The sequence below is a fragment of the Vibrio coralliilyticus ATCC BAA-450 genome (assembly GCF_000176135.1).
Taxonomy (GTDB): Bacteria; Pseudomonadota; Gammaproteobacteria; order Enterobacterales; family Vibrionaceae; genus Vibrio; species Vibrio coralliilyticus.
Map to the genome: position 1 here is coordinate 861,235 of NZ_ACZN01000017.1, position 17,524 is coordinate 878,758.

General features: G+C 46.2%; 17 protein-coding genes. 12 read left to right on the top strand and 5 right to left on the bottom strand.

Annotated elements, in window-relative coordinates; translation table 11 throughout:
• Positions 1–116 precede the first annotated feature (116 nt).
• Positions 117–1,547, top strand: coding sequence for an amidohydrolase (locus tag VIC_RS18980; RefSeq protein WP_006961827.1), 1,431 nt, complete (start codon positions 117–119; stop codon positions 1,545–1,547).
• A gap of 60 nt (positions 1,548–1,607) precedes the next feature.
• Here VIC_RS18980 and VIC_RS18985 read toward each other — a convergent pair whose 3' ends face one another.
• Positions 1,608–2,513 carry a helix-turn-helix transcriptional regulator gene (locus VIC_RS18985; RefSeq protein ID WP_006961828.1) on the bottom strand — a complete coding sequence of 302 codons (906 nt, stop codon included), beginning with the start codon at positions 2,511–2,513 and terminating at the stop codon, positions 1,608–1,610.
• Positions 2,514–2,703: 190 nt separating this feature from the next.
• Here VIC_RS18985 and VIC_RS18990 point away from each other — a divergent pair, with 190 nt between their 5' ends.
• The 3 genes from VIC_RS18990 to VIC_RS19000 all read left to right on the top strand — a co-directional run bounded on the left by VIC_RS18990 (position 2,704) and on the right by VIC_RS19000 (position 5,179).
• Entirely contained in the window at positions 2,704–3,678 is a 975-nt protein-coding gene (locus VIC_RS18990; protein WP_039952212.1) for an alpha/beta hydrolase, read from the top strand.
• 11 nt (positions 3,679–3,689) lie between these two features.
• A complete protein-coding gene (locus VIC_RS18995) occupies positions 3,690–4,241 on the top strand; it encodes a nuclear transport factor 2 family protein (protein WP_006961830.1) in 552 nt (183 codons plus the stop codon).
• A 290-nt stretch (positions 4,242–4,531) separates the two neighbouring features.
• A complete protein-coding gene (locus VIC_RS19000) occupies positions 4,532–5,179 on the top strand; it encodes a hypothetical protein (RefSeq protein WP_006961831.1) in 648 nt (215 codons plus the stop codon).
• Positions 5,180–5,228: 49 nt separating this feature from the next.
• Here VIC_RS19000 and VIC_RS19005 read toward each other — a convergent pair whose 3' ends face one another.
• Together VIC_RS19005 and VIC_RS19010 are read right to left on the bottom strand one after the other, a co-directional pair.
• Complete coding sequence (locus tag VIC_RS19005) at positions 5,229–6,458, bottom strand: RNA polymerase sigma factor (RefSeq protein WP_006961832.1); 1,230 nt, start codon at positions 6,456–6,458, stop codon at positions 5,229–5,231.
• 3 nt (positions 6,459–6,461) lie between these two features.
• Positions 6,462–6,821 carry a YciI family protein gene (locus VIC_RS19010; protein WP_006961833.1) on the bottom strand — a complete coding sequence of 120 codons (360 nt, stop codon included), beginning with the start codon at positions 6,819–6,821 and terminating at the stop codon, positions 6,462–6,464.
• 263 nt (positions 6,822–7,084) lie between these two features.
• On the opposite strand from VIC_RS19010, the gene VIC_RS26620 reads away from it, so the two are divergent.
• Positions 7,085–7,678: a helix-turn-helix domain-containing protein gene (locus VIC_RS26620; RefSeq protein ID WP_039952284.1), complete on the top strand. Its 594-nt coding sequence runs from the start codon at positions 7,085–7,087 to the stop codon at positions 7,676–7,678.
• A gap of 58 nt (positions 7,679–7,736) precedes the next feature.
• On the opposite strand, the gene VIC_RS19020 is transcribed toward VIC_RS26620, so the two are convergent.
• Entirely contained in the window at positions 7,737–8,132 is a 396-nt protein-coding gene (locus tag VIC_RS19020; RefSeq protein ID WP_006961836.1) for a hypothetical protein, read from the bottom strand.
• A gap of 166 nt (positions 8,133–8,298) precedes the next feature.
• Here VIC_RS19020 and VIC_RS19025 point away from each other — a divergent pair, with 166 nt between their 5' ends.
• On the top strand, positions 8,299–8,514 hold the full coding sequence (locus VIC_RS19025; protein ID WP_006961837.1) for a TIGR02450 family Trp-rich protein: 216 nt from the start codon (positions 8,299–8,301) through the stop codon (positions 8,512–8,514).
• A gap of 86 nt (positions 8,515–8,600) precedes the next feature.
• Here the strand turns inward: VIC_RS19025 and VIC_RS19030 are convergent, their stop codons facing one another.
• Complete coding sequence (locus tag VIC_RS19030; protein ID WP_006961838.1) at positions 8,601–9,074, bottom strand: peroxiredoxin; 474 nt, start codon at positions 9,072–9,074, stop codon at positions 8,601–8,603.
• Between the two features lie 388 nt (positions 9,075–9,462).
• Here VIC_RS19030 and VIC_RS19035 point away from each other — a divergent pair, with 388 nt between their 5' ends.
• From VIC_RS19035 to VIC_RS19060, 6 genes are all read left to right on the top strand, one after another.
• Complete coding sequence (locus VIC_RS19035; protein ID WP_006961840.1) at positions 9,463–10,194, top strand: GntR family transcriptional regulator; 732 nt, start codon at positions 9,463–9,465, stop codon at positions 10,192–10,194.
• Between the two features lie 312 nt (positions 10,195–10,506).
• Entirely contained in the window at positions 10,507–11,952 is a 1,446-nt protein-coding gene (gene xdhA / locus VIC_RS19040) for a xanthine dehydrogenase small subunit (RefSeq protein WP_006961841.1), read from the top strand.
• Positions 11,945–14,335: a xanthine dehydrogenase molybdopterin binding subunit gene (gene xdhB, locus VIC_RS19045; RefSeq protein WP_006961842.1), complete on the top strand. Its 2,391-nt coding sequence runs from the start codon at positions 11,945–11,947 to the stop codon at positions 14,333–14,335. The genes xdhA and xdhB overlap by 8 nt, the downstream gene beginning before the upstream one ends.
• A gap of 37 nt (positions 14,336–14,372) precedes the next feature.
• Complete coding sequence (gene xdhC, locus VIC_RS19050) at positions 14,373–15,224, top strand: xanthine dehydrogenase accessory protein XdhC (RefSeq protein ID WP_006961843.1); 852 nt, start codon at positions 14,373–14,375, stop codon at positions 15,222–15,224.
• A gap of 30 nt (positions 15,225–15,254) precedes the next feature.
• Positions 15,255–16,592 carry a guanine deaminase gene (gene guaD / locus VIC_RS19055; protein ID WP_006961844.1) on the top strand — a complete coding sequence of 446 codons (1,338 nt, stop codon included), beginning with the start codon at positions 15,255–15,257 and terminating at the stop codon, positions 16,590–16,592.
• A 196-nt stretch (positions 16,593–16,788) separates the two neighbouring features.
• Entirely contained in the window at positions 16,789–17,523 is a 735-nt protein-coding gene (locus VIC_RS19060; protein ID WP_006961845.1) for a class I SAM-dependent methyltransferase, read from the top strand.
• Position 17,524: the final 1 nt, after the last annotated feature.

Genomic DNA, 17,524 nt, shown 5'->3' on the forward strand with positions numbered 1-17,524 from the left:
ACTGCACTGACCTAAAACTGTCATATTTCGGTGTTAGGCTGGCGCGCTTTTTATATACAGATAATTTTTCTCTTGCTATCGATACGTTTCGAAAACCAAGAGGCTTCAGGGCATCCATGAAAAAGCAAACTCTCTCCATTGCTATAGCAGCAACATTCCTCTCTGGTTGTGCTCAACTTGCGCCAGAAAACCAGGTCGATCTGATGATCACCAACGGTCAAGTTCTGACCATTAACGCCGACATGGACGTGATCGACAATGGTGTCGTTGTCGTTAAAGATGACACCATTGTCGCGATTGGTGGACAGGAACTGCAAGATCAGTATCACGCTAAACAAACTATCGATGCTGATGATGGCATCGTATTACCCGGCTTTATCAACGCCCACAACCATTTGCCAATGATTGCCTTTCGCGGCCTTGGCGAAGAAGGGATTTCCAACCGCCTGTTTGCCTACTTCTTCCCTCTAGAGGGCGAAAAGCTCAGCCGAGAGCTGATTTATAACGCCACAAAACTCGGCACTATCGATCTCGCTCAAAGTGGCGTAACGACCTATGCGGACATGTATTACCACATGGATGAAATGGCCAAAGCGACCAAAGAAGTGGGGCTGCGCGCAGTACTAGGTGAGACCGTGATAAAGTTTCCCGTCGTTGATGCCAAAGAACCCTATGGTGGCATCGAATACGCGGAACACTTTATCGATACATACAAAAACGATCCACTAGTCACTCCAGCTTACGCACCTCACGCCGTTTACACGGTCAGCAAAGAAAAGCTGCAACAAATCAATCAGCTGTCAAAACAACATGATGTGCCTGTACTAATCCATGTTGCCGAGTTCCCGAATGAGCAGGAGCGCATCAAAGAGGAGCACAACGCCAAATCTCCGGTCGATTACCTGGCACAGATTGGCGCACTGGATGAACGCACCGTTCTGGCCCACGCCATCCATCTCTCAGAACAAGATCAACAACTGATCAAACAGGCTGATGCAGGTGTGTCATACAACCCAATGGCCAACGCCAAAGGTGCAACAGGTATTGCCCCAGCATGGGAGATGTATCGATCTGGTATACGTATGGGGCTGGGTACAGACGGGCCAATGAGCTCCAATCAAGTCGATCTCTGGCGTACGCTCAGCTATTCCGCCAACATGCAAAGACTGAAACATAACGACCGTACCATCATGATTCCTCAGCAAACTATAGAGCTGGCTACCATCGGCGGCGCAAGAGCCCTGCATATGGAAGACCAGATCGGTTCATTGGAGACAGGTAAAAAAGCGGACATTATTATTGTAGAAACACAGTCTGCGAACATGATGCCAAACTATGACCCGTACGCGACCTTGGTATACCAAGCTAACCCAAGCAATGTTTCAACTACCATCGTCAACGGACAGGTCGTCATGCATGAACGTGAAATGGAAACCGTGCAGTTGGACGACATTCGCCAGAGCGTTGAAGCCTTCGAAGCCGATATCAGTGAATTTGCTAAAGAGCTGGCCAAGAAAGCGATTAAATCTAAAAGTCTGATGGATTAATCAGGTTTAGAGGAGGGCCTCTATACGAAAAGGCCCTCTTTCCAATCTCTAATTCGTCTATTAGTTTTCATTCTGTTTTACGAATTGCCCTGGCGTCATGCCGAAATGATTTTTGAACGCACGCGTAAAATGAGACTGATCATTAAACCCAAGCTCGTGTGCCGTTAACGCAATATTCGCTGAACCTAACGAAAGTACCAATCGTGCTTGCTCCAAACGCTTGTTCATCAAGTATTGATAAGGCGTTACCCCGATGAGCTTTTTAAACTCCCTCAGAAAGTAAAACTTGCTGCAGCCGAGCAAGTCGGCGAGATCATCAACCGCGATATTGTTGCCGATGTTTTCTTCAATGTACTGGTCAATCTTATCGACTTGGTGTTGGTCGAACTTAGAGGCAGCAAGCTGGTTGTTCTTTAGATCAAAGTAGTTGGAATAGTTTTGAATGTAGTGAGTTGCCAGCAACGAGATCAAGTTATTGAGGTAGGTTTTACCATTTCGCCCTTTGGCTTTTGCTTCCAACATAAACAATTCAATGATGCCTTTGATGGTTTCATCTAACACATTGTAGTTGTTCAAAAATTGCAGCTCAATCCCGTCTAAATTTAATGGGCAGTATGAGAAAAACTCCTGTTCTTCAATCGCTAAGATAACGAAATAACAAGGCTCAGCTACATCGTGGGTAAATGGGGTTTTAGGCGGGTTAATCCAAATGTTGCCCGGGCTGGTTTTCAGGTCGGCGAACGTGCCATCCTTTTCGACGCTCCAATTCAAATCTTTTTCTAGCGCAAGCGCAAAGTAGAAGTATGGGGTGTAGACATTCTTTGGATAGAAGTAAGGAGACGATCCTTTTTCTACCAACACGCCGAGCCAATCTAATCCATGGTTTGAAAACTCAATATCCAGCACATCGCCGCAACCTGATAGCTCGTTAGATTCAGAGTCATAAAACTTTAGCTCGGACTTCATTTTCTTCCCTTAGTTATCTTCCACTTGCTAGCTGAAACTAGCTGAGTTTTGCACATTTCGTCAACTTATTGAGGGGCAAGAAAATACAAAAATTCAGGCAGGAATGTTCAATCTTCTCTCGCGCTGCAGCGCTAATCTATACCCAAGTTAGCCGCATAGCTCAGGCAATGCACCAGACAGAGAGGACGCCATGTTTAAGAAATCGCTTTTACTACTATTGAGTAGTTTACCGTTCGCCACTTTTGCTCACTCAGTTTCTGCAAATGATGACAACACGAACCTAGCTTTAGAGGAGACCACCATGAAACACATCGAACTTAATACTCAAGTAGGTCAACTTGCTGCAAACCTTTACCTACCAAAAGACGCGAAAGATGCTCCAGTTGTGGTTGTGACTGGCGCATGGACAACGGTGAAAGAGCAGATGCCAGCGGTTTACGCTCAAGCATTGGCAGAGCGAGGCTACGCCGCACTGACGTTTGATTTTCGGGGTTGGGGGGAAAGCAAAGACCCAGTGATGTATTTAGAAGATCCTGCACGTAAAACGGCAGACATTCGCGCAGTAATTGATGTGGTGAGTCAATTGGACGGTGTTGATGCATCACGTATCGCTGGTTTGGGTATCTGTGCGTCAGCGGGTTACATGCTAGATGCAGTGACAGGTAACGACAAAGTAAAAGCTGCAGCCGTAGTTGCTCCCTGGCTGCACGACAAAGCGATGGCGACAGAAATTTATGGTGGTGAAGAAAGTGCTAAAAACTTACTTGCATTAGCGGCAGAAGCAGCTCGCTCAGCAACGCCAGTTTACATTGAAGCGGCAAGCACGACCAATGAGAATGCATTGATGTTCCAAGCGCCTTACTACACAGAGACAGACCGTGGATTGATTCCTGAGTATGACAACCAATACAACGTTGCATCTTGGACAGGATGGTTAAATTACGACGCTCAAGCAAGCGCAGCAACACAAGATAAACCGGTACTTATGGTGGCATCTGAAGCGATGGCTCTGCCTGCTGGAGCTCACCGTTACCTTGAAAATGCTGGCAGCAATATTGACGCAGTATGGCTATCCGACATAAACCAATTCGACTTCTACGACCAACCAGAAGCGGTACAGCTAGCTGTCGATGAAGTTATTAAGCACTTCGAAGCGAATCTATAAGGGAGCACGTAATGAAACTAAAACAATACTTGTTACTGTTTATTGGAGTGATAACCATGAGTGTAAACGCCCAGACTATGACCTTAGATGAAGCTAAGATTCGCAGCAACATTAACAGTTTCTCAGCTTTGGCAGACCAAGGGGCATTTGAATACTTAGGTCGGTTATTCGCTCCCGAACTGACGGTCGATTACACCACGCTATTTGGCCGTGAGGCTCAACAAGTCAAACGCCAAGATTTGATGCAACAGTGGGCGGGATTCCTGCCGGGTTTTGACGCCACTTTCCATGACTTAAGCAATCTGAACGTCTTTATTAATGGTGATAAGGCGAATGCAACAGTCGACTTCACCGCAAGCCACTGGTCAGGTGAAGAAGGTTTCTGGTCCGTTTCGGGGGAATACGAGTTTGGTTTGCAACGAGCAGGTGATAATTGGCAAATCACTTCAGTAAAGCTAAATCGAAAAGCAGAGCAAGGCAGCCGAGATGTGTTAGCAGAAGCGCCTAAGCATGCAGCACAAAACTTAAAAACACGTGAAGCGCTAAAAGTGACATACCAATAACCACACTAGAGCGTCAAAAAGGCACCAACTGGTGCCTTTTTAATAATTAACTAAACTTCTATTCTCGGGTAACGCATTGCGCCACATGGTCCTTATCTTCCTTCAAGCCCCCTCACTTCAACAAACAAAACATACTTAAAGCAACCAAAAAAACTAATTAGATAGTCATTTTCATCATTTTACTAGGTATAACAAACATTTGGCACGTCAACCGCACCACGCATCTTGCTAGAAAAATTAAACCGTGGAGAATACTGTTATTATCTTCTTGTCCTAGAAAAGTAGCACCTATGAGACGTCACTCAAATCCCGTATTACCAACAACCACGCAAAAAACCACCAGAGAGCTAGCAGCAAGTCAACAGTCACAACGAATTACTGACTCAAAGTACACTCCAGCCGACTATGATCGTTGGCAAAAGCGGTGCAATGAGCAGAGTGAAGCGGCCGCAAAGACAAAGCGTCTAGTCGCTTTTTTACATATAGGAACTAGGTCTGTACACAGAAATACAGTCAATATTGTGGCTGAATTTGATAAGGACGGAAATCTTAAACCAAATAGCGAAGAAGCACTTAAAGGGCTTATCGATGGCAATAAAGATTATGTGATAGGTTTTTCTGGCCACTCAATTCCTATAAAAAATGGCACGCCAAATAAATATACCTATACGAAAGAAGTTAACGGGAAAATGGCTGGCAAAGTCGATACAGCTGGAGCTATGAGAAGTATTTCTGACTGCTTAAAAGTTAAAGGTTCTAGCATTGTAGGTTTGGTGGACGGGCATTGTTTTTCAAAAACAAGAAGCCTTAGTACAATGCTAAAAGGCTTGGAGCATGAGCTGGATGCGAGTCGTATACACAGCACCACAAAGAAAACAACTGCCGAAGAATCGCGAATGGAGGGCCTGAAAATGGTGATGAAGCTTAATAAAAGGTAATCGAATTGGCGATCTTTGAAGCGTTAAAACAGGTTAAGTAAGCCACACGTCAATGTGCCAGTTCTCGTAATCTAAACTCTAAAAACTTACGTGTCCCCGCACTTGGAGCCTTCTCAATCGCCAGTTTATAAAAAATGATCGCCTCTGCATTTTGCCCTAGCTTACTCAGAATATGCGCCCGCGCTGCATACCAAGGTTGGTAATCTTTAAGGTCCTCTTTAAATTCATCCAGCTTCTTGAGTGCAAGTTCTGCGCAATCAAGCTCTGCCATCACGACTGCCCAGTTCAAAGCGACAACCGGAGTGGGCTCGAATCGCCATAGCGATTGATAAAGCAGAGACATCTGAACCCAATCAGGACTGGGCTTCATCATGTGGCAGTCTGCAATTGCTGCCTTAATCTGAAAATGCCCAGGTTGTCTTCTTTCGACAGCATTAGAAAGGATGTGGTGAGCCTCATCAATATTGTTTTGCTGCCATAGCGCAGCGTCCTGTTCTTCGACAGGCACCATAACTCCATCTACATTTATTCGAGCTGCGCTTCTCGCATCGGTGAGTAACATTAACGCCAGTGCGCCTTCTATTTCCGGCTCATACGGTCGCAGCTTAGTGAGAAGTCTAGCTAAGAAGATCCCCTCTTGGCATAGGGTACGCGGGCACTCCTCTTCCAAGACATAGCCAGTGGTGAATATCAAATAGATGGTTGTTAGCACTGTCTCCAGTCTGTCATGCCATCTGTCTGCCTCGGGGAGAGAGAACCGAATTCCTTTGGCTTTAATCTTTGTCTTGGCGCGATACAATCGTTGCCCCATGGTTTGCTCGCTATCAAGAAAAGCGGCGGCGATTTCCTTGGTCGTTAAATTACAGACCGTACGCAGGGTCAAAGCAATACGCGACTTTTCTTCCAGGGCTGGATGACAGCAGGTAAAGATAAGACGTAGACGTTCGTCCGGAATGGTCTCGGGAACATCAAGCTCTTTACCACCGGTGAAAGTGTCAGCAAGGCCCTCCACTTTACGTTGCTCTCGCTGAACTCGACGAAGATGGTCTATACCTTTGTTCAAACCAACTCTAAGCAGCCAAGCTTCTGGATTATGAGGTGGACCAGATCGAACCCAGTGTTTCAATGCCGCCATCGATGCTTCCTGTAGGGCATCCTCTGCTAATTGAAAGTCATTAAGACGCGAAATAAGCCCCGCCAAAAGCCGCCCTCTGTCTTTACTCAAGACATCATTGATAGCATGACCGATAGCAATAGCTTTTGAAGAGGCGTTATTCATACGTTAATCGGCTTCGTTATAATCCAATAGAGGGCGGACTTCGACGGTGCCGAACTTAGCCACTGGGATGATTTCTGCGCATCGCAGTGCGGCGTCCAAATCGGGAACGTCAACAATATAATATCCACCCAAGTGTTCACGTGTTTCCGCAAAGGGGCCATCCATAGTTTCCACCTTACCGGACTTAATCCGCAGTGAAGTTGCCGTTTCAACCTCCTGTAGCCCTTCGCCGCCAACAAGCACCCCATCCTTTTCAAAAGTCTCACTGGTAAGGGCAAAGTCTTCCATCATCTTGTCAAATTCAGGGGTGCCAAACGCCGGTTCTTGATCTGGTGCAGCATAAAGCAAAAGCATGTATTTCATTTTAGGTTTCCTTCTGGTTTGTTGTTTCAAACTCAAGGACGTTTTCACTTCGTTATTTTCGACACGTACTCAAATTTTTTTTCAACCTTGTGAATGTACCGCAGAACAAAAACTAGTTAGCTATCCATGGCAAGATTTGTGTTGGGTGTCGTTCAACCAGGCTGTATGTCACCCCTTTGGCGCATGACTGGCGTTAAACTGTCATATAAGAAATGTTGAATTCATATATGCTTGAGTCTCAAACATTCGATGTTGGACGTGTAATGAAGGTTAATACTAAAAAAATATCAAATGAACGTAAATCTAGAGCATGGAGTCAACAACACTTAGCTGATGTAAGTGCATTAAGTTTAAGAACCATTCAAAGAGTTGAGAAAGAAGGCACAGCCTCACCCGAAACAGTCAAAGCACTGGCAGCTAGTTTTGAAATAGATGCCAATGAACTGCTAGTACAAGAAGAAAGCTCAGAAAATTCCATCGGCATAAGTTTCAAAACGAAACTCGCGGCGATGTGCTCTTCAGTTATCGTTATTTTTGTCAGCGTTATATTGTTTTTTGTACAGCCCACAATGGCTTCAAGTATTGAAATTAGTGCAGATCAGATAGAAAGTTCTGATGAAAACAACGCTCAACTCTTTAGTGGCAATGTAGAAATATTTGTGCCTGAAGATTTGACGTTTGAAGTAGAGTCAGATGAACTTTGGGGGACAGAAGCCGCTTCCGTTGTAACAGGAAGCGTAAAGGTAATGCTAGAGGATGCGACGTTAGTAGTAGGTGATGGTGTCCTTATCAAAGTCGACAATGGTATAAAGATTACTACCGACTACGCGGAGCTTAGTCCTTTAACACTGGAGTAGAATACTGAAACCATTGTCCGATTGATCGCACTAGACACAGAACAAACGTTGCATGATTTCACTGACAGTAGTCTTCGGGCAGAAGAGCATCGCCTGAATGCTCAGCAAGATAACTAAGTGCGTCAATCACTCGGATAGGCGTTAACAAGTTTTCTTCATGACATGGGTCGAGTTCGAATGTAAGGTGAATTTGGTCTTGTTCAATTTTAAGAAACAGGTTTCCTTGAGGAGCTCTATCTTGTGTGAGAGCGAAAATACCGATACCAATGAAGTGCGAACTCTTCAGGTTTCTCGTTGGGTAGATATCACAATTCAACTTGTGGGCTAGCGCTATGAAATCGAGAAGTAAGTTGATCTGTTCATCTGAGACGCTATCCAAGGCTTTGACATGTGGCGCTTTGCAGAAACGCTCTAAATAGCTAATCATCTCATCGATATCATTGTTAAATAGCATCTTGGCTCATCCTCGCTGGAAAGCTTGCGATTGTACCTTTCACACACAGCATAACAAGGCGTTAGGTACTTCTATCTAATTAAACGCGATGTGTCACTGAACTTATACCTTATCACCTGCGTAAAACCTGTTGTTTTTAATGCAATTAGATCGGTATGGCGTTGAGATGAATCGAATAAACCCAGCTAAATTACCTAACAGCAAATGGACAGCCTTAGAGCCTGTTAATCGAGAAAAGCATTTCTTAGTCTCTGAAGTCGAGTTTGACGAGGATGGTGTGGTCACCTCTTGTAAACTGGAGGCGGTGCTATCCAAAAAAGAATATGCCATTGACTGGCGAGACTTAAAACACCGGGAGAAATGGCTTCAAGGTTGGAAATGAATACCGCTTCCTCCTCCTTGCTAAGCATTCTCACTGAAAAGGGTTCAGGATGGACCATCCTGAACCCTTGGTGGCCTTAAAGGTTACTAAAGAGTCGCTAATATATTCTCAGCCTTACTCACCTCAAATTGCTTAGGTTCTTCAACATTTAACTGGGTCACCACACCGTTTTCGATAACCATGGCATAGCGCTGTGAACGAATACCACCGAAGGTCGCCGTGTCCATTTCAAGTCCCAAAGCTTTTGTAAAGCTCGCATCACCATCAGCCAGCATCATAATTTCCGTGGCATTTTGCACTTCTCCCCACGCTTGCATGACAAAAGCATCGTTCACCGAAACACATGCGATAATATCGATACCTTTTGCCTTAATGTCGTTAGCAAGTACAACGTAACCAGGCAAATGAGCTTCTGAACAGGTTGGCGTAAATGCGCCTGGAACAGCAAAAAGCACAACTCGCTTGTTTGCAAAAAGCTCCTCTGTGTTATGGGTTACCATACCCTCCCCACCTAGTTCGCTAAGGGTTGCGGTTGGTATAGCTTGGCCTTTCTGAATCATGTCTGCATTCCTTGTTTTGTTTGCCTGAACAGTGTAGCCGCCAAAGCAAGGAGGAACCACCCACACAAAATCCGGGTATCTTCGGGGGACCGAATACACCGAACAATCCACTCCAGCCGATTAGTAACCTTGTTTGGTGTCAGTGTTCCACGTGATATAGCTAGGTGTTGTGGTCGCGTCAATCATACCGCATTACTATGTGGTTAGAATCTACACTGCGCTGTTCAAAACACTTTATTAACAATAACGCTAGAAAAATGGGTGGCATTTTGCGCTTTATGTTTCACTTCTGTGCTCGCCCAGCTTGCCAACGCTAGCCACGTGTATACAAAGTGAAGTATCATTGTTTTATCAGGGAAATAAATAGGTTGAGGGTGACAAGCCGCCTATGGCAAATCTAAAAAATTCTGTGGCGAAAAACATTAAAACAAAAGTCGCCGGTCAAACGCAGGATGACGTGGTTTATTGCCACATCTTCGATGCGATACTTGAACAACGGTTGCCACCAGCGACCAAGCTGAATGAAGAAGCTTTAGCAGAGATCTTCAGCGTTAGTCGAACCATCATACGTCGAGCCTTGCTCCGACTGTCGATGGAACAGGTGGTCAGCATCAGGCCAAACCGCGGTGCGATGGTGTCTGCACCGACCAAAGAAGAAGCAAAACAAATCATCAAAGCGCGTGAAGTCATGGAGCTTGCCATTATTGAGCTTGCCGTTGAACATGCCACCACCGCGAAGATAGAAGAGTGCCGACGCTTGGTAGAGAAAGAAAACGAGGCTTTCGATAACGGTGATTACGGTAAAGGACTTCGACTATCTGGGGAGTTCCACATTAAGCTGGCCGAGATGGCAAACAACGCCCCATTGCTCGCATTCCAGAGAAGCTTAGTGTCGCAAACATCACTGCTGATTGCCCAGTATGAAACTGGCAACCATTCAAACTGCTCTCAGGACGAGCATACCCAGTTGCTAGATACGATTGAATCTGGCGATACTGAGCAAGCTATCAGCCTGATGGAAGAGCACTTATCTCATATACGTTCCAAGCTAAACCTTGATAGTAATGCTGCTTCAAACGACCTACATGTCGTCTTTTCGGATCTATTGAAGAACAAATAATCAGCTAATTTTGCACTACCTAAGTCCGGCGCCCTGCCGGACTTTTTGTTTCTCACCATCAAGATTGTACACAAAATAAAATACAATATTAAATTTCTTTACGTTAAAATTTTTTACGTCAAAACAAACTTTAACATCATTAAATTCATAGACTTACTTTGCCACCACTCTTGTTAATGACACCTTTATCGGTCATTTCATGTTGCAATATTGTAAAATTAAAGTTGACCTTATAGTCAAATTATCCAATTATTGACCCAAAGGTCAGAAAATTATTATTGGAACAATAGTGTCAATGCACAAGGAGGTCTCTTGATTACTTTCCTACTCAATCAAGAACTCAGACAAGAGAGTGAGCTGTCACCAAATATGACAGTGCTGCAGTACCTGAGAACACATGTACAAAAAACAGGTACTAAAGAAGGCTGTGGCTCAGGTGACTGTGGTGCCTGTACCGTAGTACTAGGCGAAGTGATCGAAGGCCAACTTCAGTATCGCTCGGTGAATTCCTGTCTGACGTTCGTATCCGCACTACATGGTAAGCAGCTGATTACCGTTGAAGACTTGCAGAACAAAAACAAGCTTCACCCAACTCAGCAAGCTATGGTCGATTTCCACGGTTCTCAATGTGGTTACTGTACTCCAGGTTTTATCATGTCGATGTTTGCTCTGAGCAAGAACAAACCTGCGGCGAACAAGGAAGATGTCATGGAGTCTCTGGCGGGTAACTTATGCCGCTGTACCGGGTACCGCCCTATTGTTGACGCCGCTTTGTCTCTGACTTCTGATGAACCGTTGATGGACCAGTTTGTTGAGCTGGAAAAAGAGACCATTGCTCGACTAGAAGCTCTTCAGGGGCAACCCGCCAGTCTGAGCCAAGGTAACCTAACAGCGTATATCCCTCGTAGCATTGACGAACTGGCTCAAATTTACACTGCAAATCCAAAGGCCAAGCTGGTTGCTGGCGGTACTGATTTGGCTCTTGAAGTCACCCAATTCCACCGCGAGATTGAAACGTTGATCAGCGTAAATCTGGTTGAAGACATGAAAGTGTGTGAAGAAAGTGACGATGCTCTGCACATTGGTGCTAACGTTGCGATCAGCGATGCCTACCAACTTCTGACTCAACATTTCTCTGATTTTGGTGAGCTGCTGCATCGCTTTGCTTCTCTTCAGGTTCGTAATCAGGGCACACTGGGTGGCAACATTGGTAACGCCTCTCCTATCGGTGATGCGCCGCCGCTTTTGATTGCACTGAATGCACAAGTGAAATTGCGCCGTGGTAAGCAGACCAGAATCTTGCCGATTGAAGACTACTTCATCAGCTATAAAGTCACCGCTCAGCAGGAAAGTGAATTTATCGAGCAAGTGATTATTCCTAAATCAAAAGCGAACGAAACCTTCCGTGCTTACAAGCTTTCCAAGCGTCTAGACGATGATATTTCTGCGGTTTGTGGCGCATTCAATATTGAGATTGAAGACAATAAAGTCATCAATGCCCGCATCGCTTTCGGTGGTATGGCGGCAACGCCAAAACGTGCAACGCACTGTGAAAATGCGCTATTAGGCAAAGAATGGACACAAGCAACCATTGATGCCGCGATGGCTGAAATCCATAACGATTTTGAGCCACTGAGCGACTTCCGTGCCAGCAAAGAGTACCGCTCAATGACAGCAGCGAACATGCTGCGTCGCTTCTACATCGAGCAGACTCATCACAACAACCAGATCGAAACAAGGGTAACGTCTTATGTCTAACGCACATCATCAGACCATGACTCAAGAAGAGATGGTCGCCATCGTAAAGCAGGATCTGAAAACCGGCGTTGGTAAAAGCGTAAAACACGACAGCGCCCCGAAGCAGGTCACAGGTGAAGCGGTTTACATTGATGACCGCTTGGAATTCCCTAATCAGTTGCACGTGTATGCACGTCTGAGTACGCAAGCTCACGCAAAAATCACCAAGTTGGACGTCTCGCCGTGTTACGAATTTGAGGGCGTTGCGATTGCCATCACCCACGAAGACGTACCGGGCCAGTTGGATATCGGTGCCATTCTACCGGGCGATCCACTGCTTGCTGACGGTCTAGTTCAATACTACGGTCAGCCCGTACTTGCCGTTGCCGCGGATGATATGGAAACGGCACGCAAAGCCGCACAAGCCGCCATTGTTGAATACGAAGCCCTACCGCCAGTACTCGACGTAAAAGAAGCGCTTGAGAAAGAGCTGTTTGTCACTGAAAGCCACCAGCAAAAACGCGGTGACTCAGCGGCTGCACTCGCCAAAGCAAAACACGTGATTGAAGGCGATCTAGAGATTGGTGGTCAGGAACACTTCTACCTTGAGACTCAGGTCAGCAGCGTGATGCCAACCGAAGATGGTGGCATGATCGTTTATACCTCGACACAAAACCCAACTGAAGTACAAAAGCTGGTCGCCGAAGTACTTGGGGTTTCGATGCACAAAGTCGTGATCGATATGCGTCGTATGGGCGGCGGTTTCGGGGGTAAAGAAACGCAAGCCGCAGCGCCAGCGTGTATGGCTGCAGTCATTGCACATCTAACTAAACGCCCAACTAAGATGCGTCTGCCTCGTATGGAAGACATGACCATGACGGGCAAGCGTCACCCATTTTATAACCAGTACAAAGTAGGATTTAACGATGATGGCGTCATTGAAGGGGCAGACATCATCGTAGCGGGTAACTGTGGTTACTCTCCGGATCTGTCGAGCTCGATTGTCGACCGTGCCATGTTCCACTCAGACAACGCATATTATCTGGGTGATGCTACAGTGACAGGTCACCGCTGCAAAACCAACACGGCGTCGAATACGGCTTACCGTGGATTTGGTGGCCCGCAGGGGATGATGACCATTGAGCATATCATGGATGAAATTGCCCGCTATCTGGGTAAAGATCCACTCGAAGTCCGTAAAGCGAATTACTACGGTGGTGAGGGGCGTAACGTCACTCATTACTACCAGACAGTTGAAGATAACTTCCTGCCAGAAATCACTGAGCAACTTGAACAAAGCAGTGACTATCACGCCCGTCGTAAAGCCATCGCTGAGTTCAACAAGCAAAGCCCGATCCTTAAAAAAGGTCTGGCGATCACACCAGTGAAATTTGGTATTTCTTTCACTGCGACTTTCCTGAATCAGGCTGGTGCGCTCATCCATATTTACACCGATGGCAGTATTCATTTGAATCACGGTGGTACGGAAATGGGTCAGGGTCTGAACATCAAGGTGGCGCAAATCGTTGCTGAGGAGTTCCAAGTAGATGTTGAACGTATCCAAATCACCGCTACCAACACAGACAAAGTACCGAACACATCACCAACCGCGGCCTCATCGGGCGCCGACCTCAACGGTAAGGCCGCCCAGAACGCCGCACTGACTATCAAACAACGTCTGATCGACTTCGCTGCCAGTCACTACAAAGTGTCAGCAGAAGAAGTGGTGTTCAAAAACGGTATGGTCGTGATTCGTGACGAAATTCTGACCTTCGAAGCCTTTGTTCAGCTGGCTTACTTCAACCAAGTATCGCTATCGAGCACAGGTTTCTACCGCACACCAAAAATCTACTATGACCATGAAAAAGCACGTGGCCGTCCGTTCTACTACTTCGCGTACGGTGCCTCTTGTTCAGAAGTCATCGTTGATACCCTGACAGGCGAATACAAAATTCTTCGCGCAGACATCCTGCACGATGTAGGGGCTTCTCTTAACCCGGCAATTGATATTGGCCAGGTCGAAGGTGGCTTCCTGCAAGGCGTGGGCTGGCTGACCACAGAAGAGCTGATCTGGAACGAACAGGGTCGTCTGATGACTAATGGGCCAGCCAGCTATAAGATTCCGGCGATCGCCGATATGCCTATCGAGTTCCACACTCACCTTCTGGAAAACCGAGCCAACCCAGAAGATACCGTGTTTAACTCCAAGGCTGTCGGTGAGCCGCCATTCATGCTCGGCATGTCAGTGTGGAGTGCACTGAAAGATGCCATTGCCTCAGTTGCCGTTGAAGGTGCTATACCTAAATTAGATACACCAGCAACACCAGAACGTGTGTTGATGGCAATCAATGAGGTAACGCAAACGCAACAACAAGTGGCAAAACAGAACACGCAAGAGGTTTAAGCGGTTATTCAAGGGTTTACCGTTCAAGGAGAGACGTATGTTTAAGGACAATTGGATTCATGAACTGGCACAGCTAGAGAAAAACAGTGAACCTTGCGTGATGGTGACCGTATTGGAAGACCGTGGCTCAGTGCCACGGGATGCGGGCACAAAAATGTTGGTCACTCGCGACCGTTTGATTGCCACCATTGGTGGTGGTCATCTGGAGCACATCGCCACCAAAATGGCGCGTGAAATGCTGCTTGCGGGTGAACGTTCACTGAAAGTGGAGCGCTTTAATCTCGGGGCTCGTTTAGGTCAGTGTTGTGGCGGAATGGCAACACTGAGCTTCGAACCAATTGGTACCGCGCAAAAACATCTAGTGGTATTCGGTGCCGGCCATGTAGCCAAAGCCCTTTTGCATATCGTCTCGACTCTCCCTTTCCGTGTCACTTGGATTGATGAGCGTGAAGACGTATTCCCTGACGAACTCCCTCGCAACGTAACCAAACTGGTGAGCGATGATCCGGTCGCTGAAGTGCGCGACATGTCACCAAACAGCTACTATCTGGTCATGACACACAATCATCAACTCGATTTTGAGTTGGCCAAGGCCATCATCGATCGCGACGACAGTGTGTATTTCGGCATGATAGGTTCACTAACCAAGCGCAAAAAGTTTGACATGCGTTTGGCGCAGCGAGGCTACAGCCAGCAACAAATAAATACGATGATTTGTCCAATTGGAATCAGCATGGTGAATGGAAAACATCCTGCTGAAATTGCGGTATCGGTTGCGGGTGAATTAATCGCACACTATCAGGGAATTTCGCTTGAAGAAAAACGCCCTACGCCACACAGTAAAGAAGAACAACTGAGCGATTCATCATTGGAAGAGAAAATCGCCTAGCCCCAAAGAGGGCCTTTAAAGGAAGTAAACATGACAACTCAACGTAAAGCTTATCGTGCAAGCCTTCTGCACAGTATTGCTGACCCAAAAGACGTCGGACTGGAAAACTCGTATCAGTTTTTCGACGACGGTCTTCTCGTAGTAGAAGACGGCCACGTCGTCGATATCGGTGAGACAGAAGAGGTGCTCAAAAGGCAGCCAAAGAACCTCAACATCACCGAATATGAAGACAAGCTGATCACATCAGGTTTTATTGACACCCATATTCATTATCCGCAAACAGGCATGATCGCCTCCTACGGTGAGCAACTGCTCGACTGGTTAGAAAACTACACCTTTCCAGAAGAAAGGCGTTTCAAAAATCCGGTTTACGCGCATAAAGTCGCAAAACTGTTCTTCAATGAGCTAGCGAGCAACGGTACCACCACAGCATTGGTGTTTGGCACAGTACATAAAGAGTCGGTCGACGTGTTCTTTGAAGAAGCCGAGCGCCGCAACTTGCGTATGATCGCAGGTAAAGTCCTAATGGACCGCAACGCACCAGACTACTTAACCGACACACCAGAATCCGGCTATGAAGCATCTAAAGAGCTGATTGAAAAATGGCATAACAAAGGTCGACTGCTTTATGCGGTTACACCTCGTTTTGCTCCAACCAGCACACCGGAACAGCTAGCAACTGTAGGTAAACTTCTGGAAGAATACCCAGATGTGTACATGCATACCCACCTTTCAGAGAACAAGAAAGAGATTGAATGGGTACTTGAGCTGTTCCCAGAACGCGACTCTTATCTGGATGTCTACGACCATTACGGACTTCTGCATAAGCGCTCTGTGTTTGCTCACGGCATTCATCTCTCTGATTGTGAATGCCAGCGTTTGGCAGAAACTGAATCGGCAATTGCCTTCTGTCCAACATCGAATCTTTTCCTCGGTTCTGGTCTCTTCAAGCTGCCTAAGCTGGAAGAGCATGGGGTTCGCGTCGGTATGGGCACCGATGTCGGCGCCGGCACCAGCTTCTCGATTCTTGAGACAATGAGTGAAGCGTATAAGATCATGCAGCTTCAACAGGAGAAACTGCACCCATTGAAGTCCCTGTTCTTAGCAACCCTGGGCGGCGCACGTTCACTCCACCTTGAAGACAAAATTGGTAACCTTGAAGTGGGTAAAGAAGCGGACTTTGTCGTGCTTGATTTACACGCAACTCAACTGATGCGTTTCCGCATGGAACAGGCCAAAACCTTGGAAGAGAAGCTGTTTGTGCTGATGAGCCTTGGCGATGACCGCACCGTTTCTAAGACGTACATCTATGGCGAGAAAGCCTATGACGCAGAAGGACGTATCGACGCAAAAAAGTTTGCTAGTTAACTCGGTCTTTTAGTGAAAACGCCCTTGCTTCGCAAGGGCGTTTTTTGTTTCTCGTATCTTATTGAATATCAAAATCAATCTCAAAATAATAACGTCTGCAATAGTCAAAATAAACACATATAAAACAGCGACTTAAATACAAAAAATATCGGCACAATAACTGCTAAGTTTCATCATAACAATGGAGGTGTTGAATATGAGTGAACAAGCTAAGTATCTTGGCCAGAATAAGATTGTTTTATCCAAGGGAGACATTATCGACAAGGAGCTGTTTCACCTTGTGTCAGATATTATTGAACGCTACATCCCAAACCCTAACCAAGCACATTTTCTCGATGTCGGTGGAGGCAACGGTAGCTACGCAGACAAACTCATCGGCCGATATCCAGGCTGCCAGGTCACTATCGTTGACCCCGACGAGAATGCATTGAACGAGAACAACCCTAATAGTCGCAAAAACCTGATCCAAGCCCATTACCAAAGCTTCGACTGCTTCTTCAAATACGACTTAATCCAGTTCAACTGGGTACTCAACCATTTTGTCGCGCCAACCTACTCCAAGACGCAGGATTTACAGCTGAAGGGGTTAAAAGATGCTTACGACATGCTAGCACCTGAGGGCATCGTTGTGATTTTTGAGAATCTGTATGAAGGCACGGACCACTCCAATATTCCAGGCAAAAGAATTTATCAGCTCACCTCCTCGACTCTGATTAAAACGCTTGTAGCCAAGTTAGGTTCAAATAATGCCGGAGTTGGAGTGTGTTTTAATTCAGAACTTTTCTGGCGAGAACAACTGATCAAAGCAGGCTTTAGCAGCGTTTTCTCAGCCCACTGCTACGACTTTGGTAACTTAAATCCCATCAAAAAATGGCTGCTAGGTATCGAGAACCAAAGAGTGGGAATGATCGTGGGTGTGAAATCTGATTAGA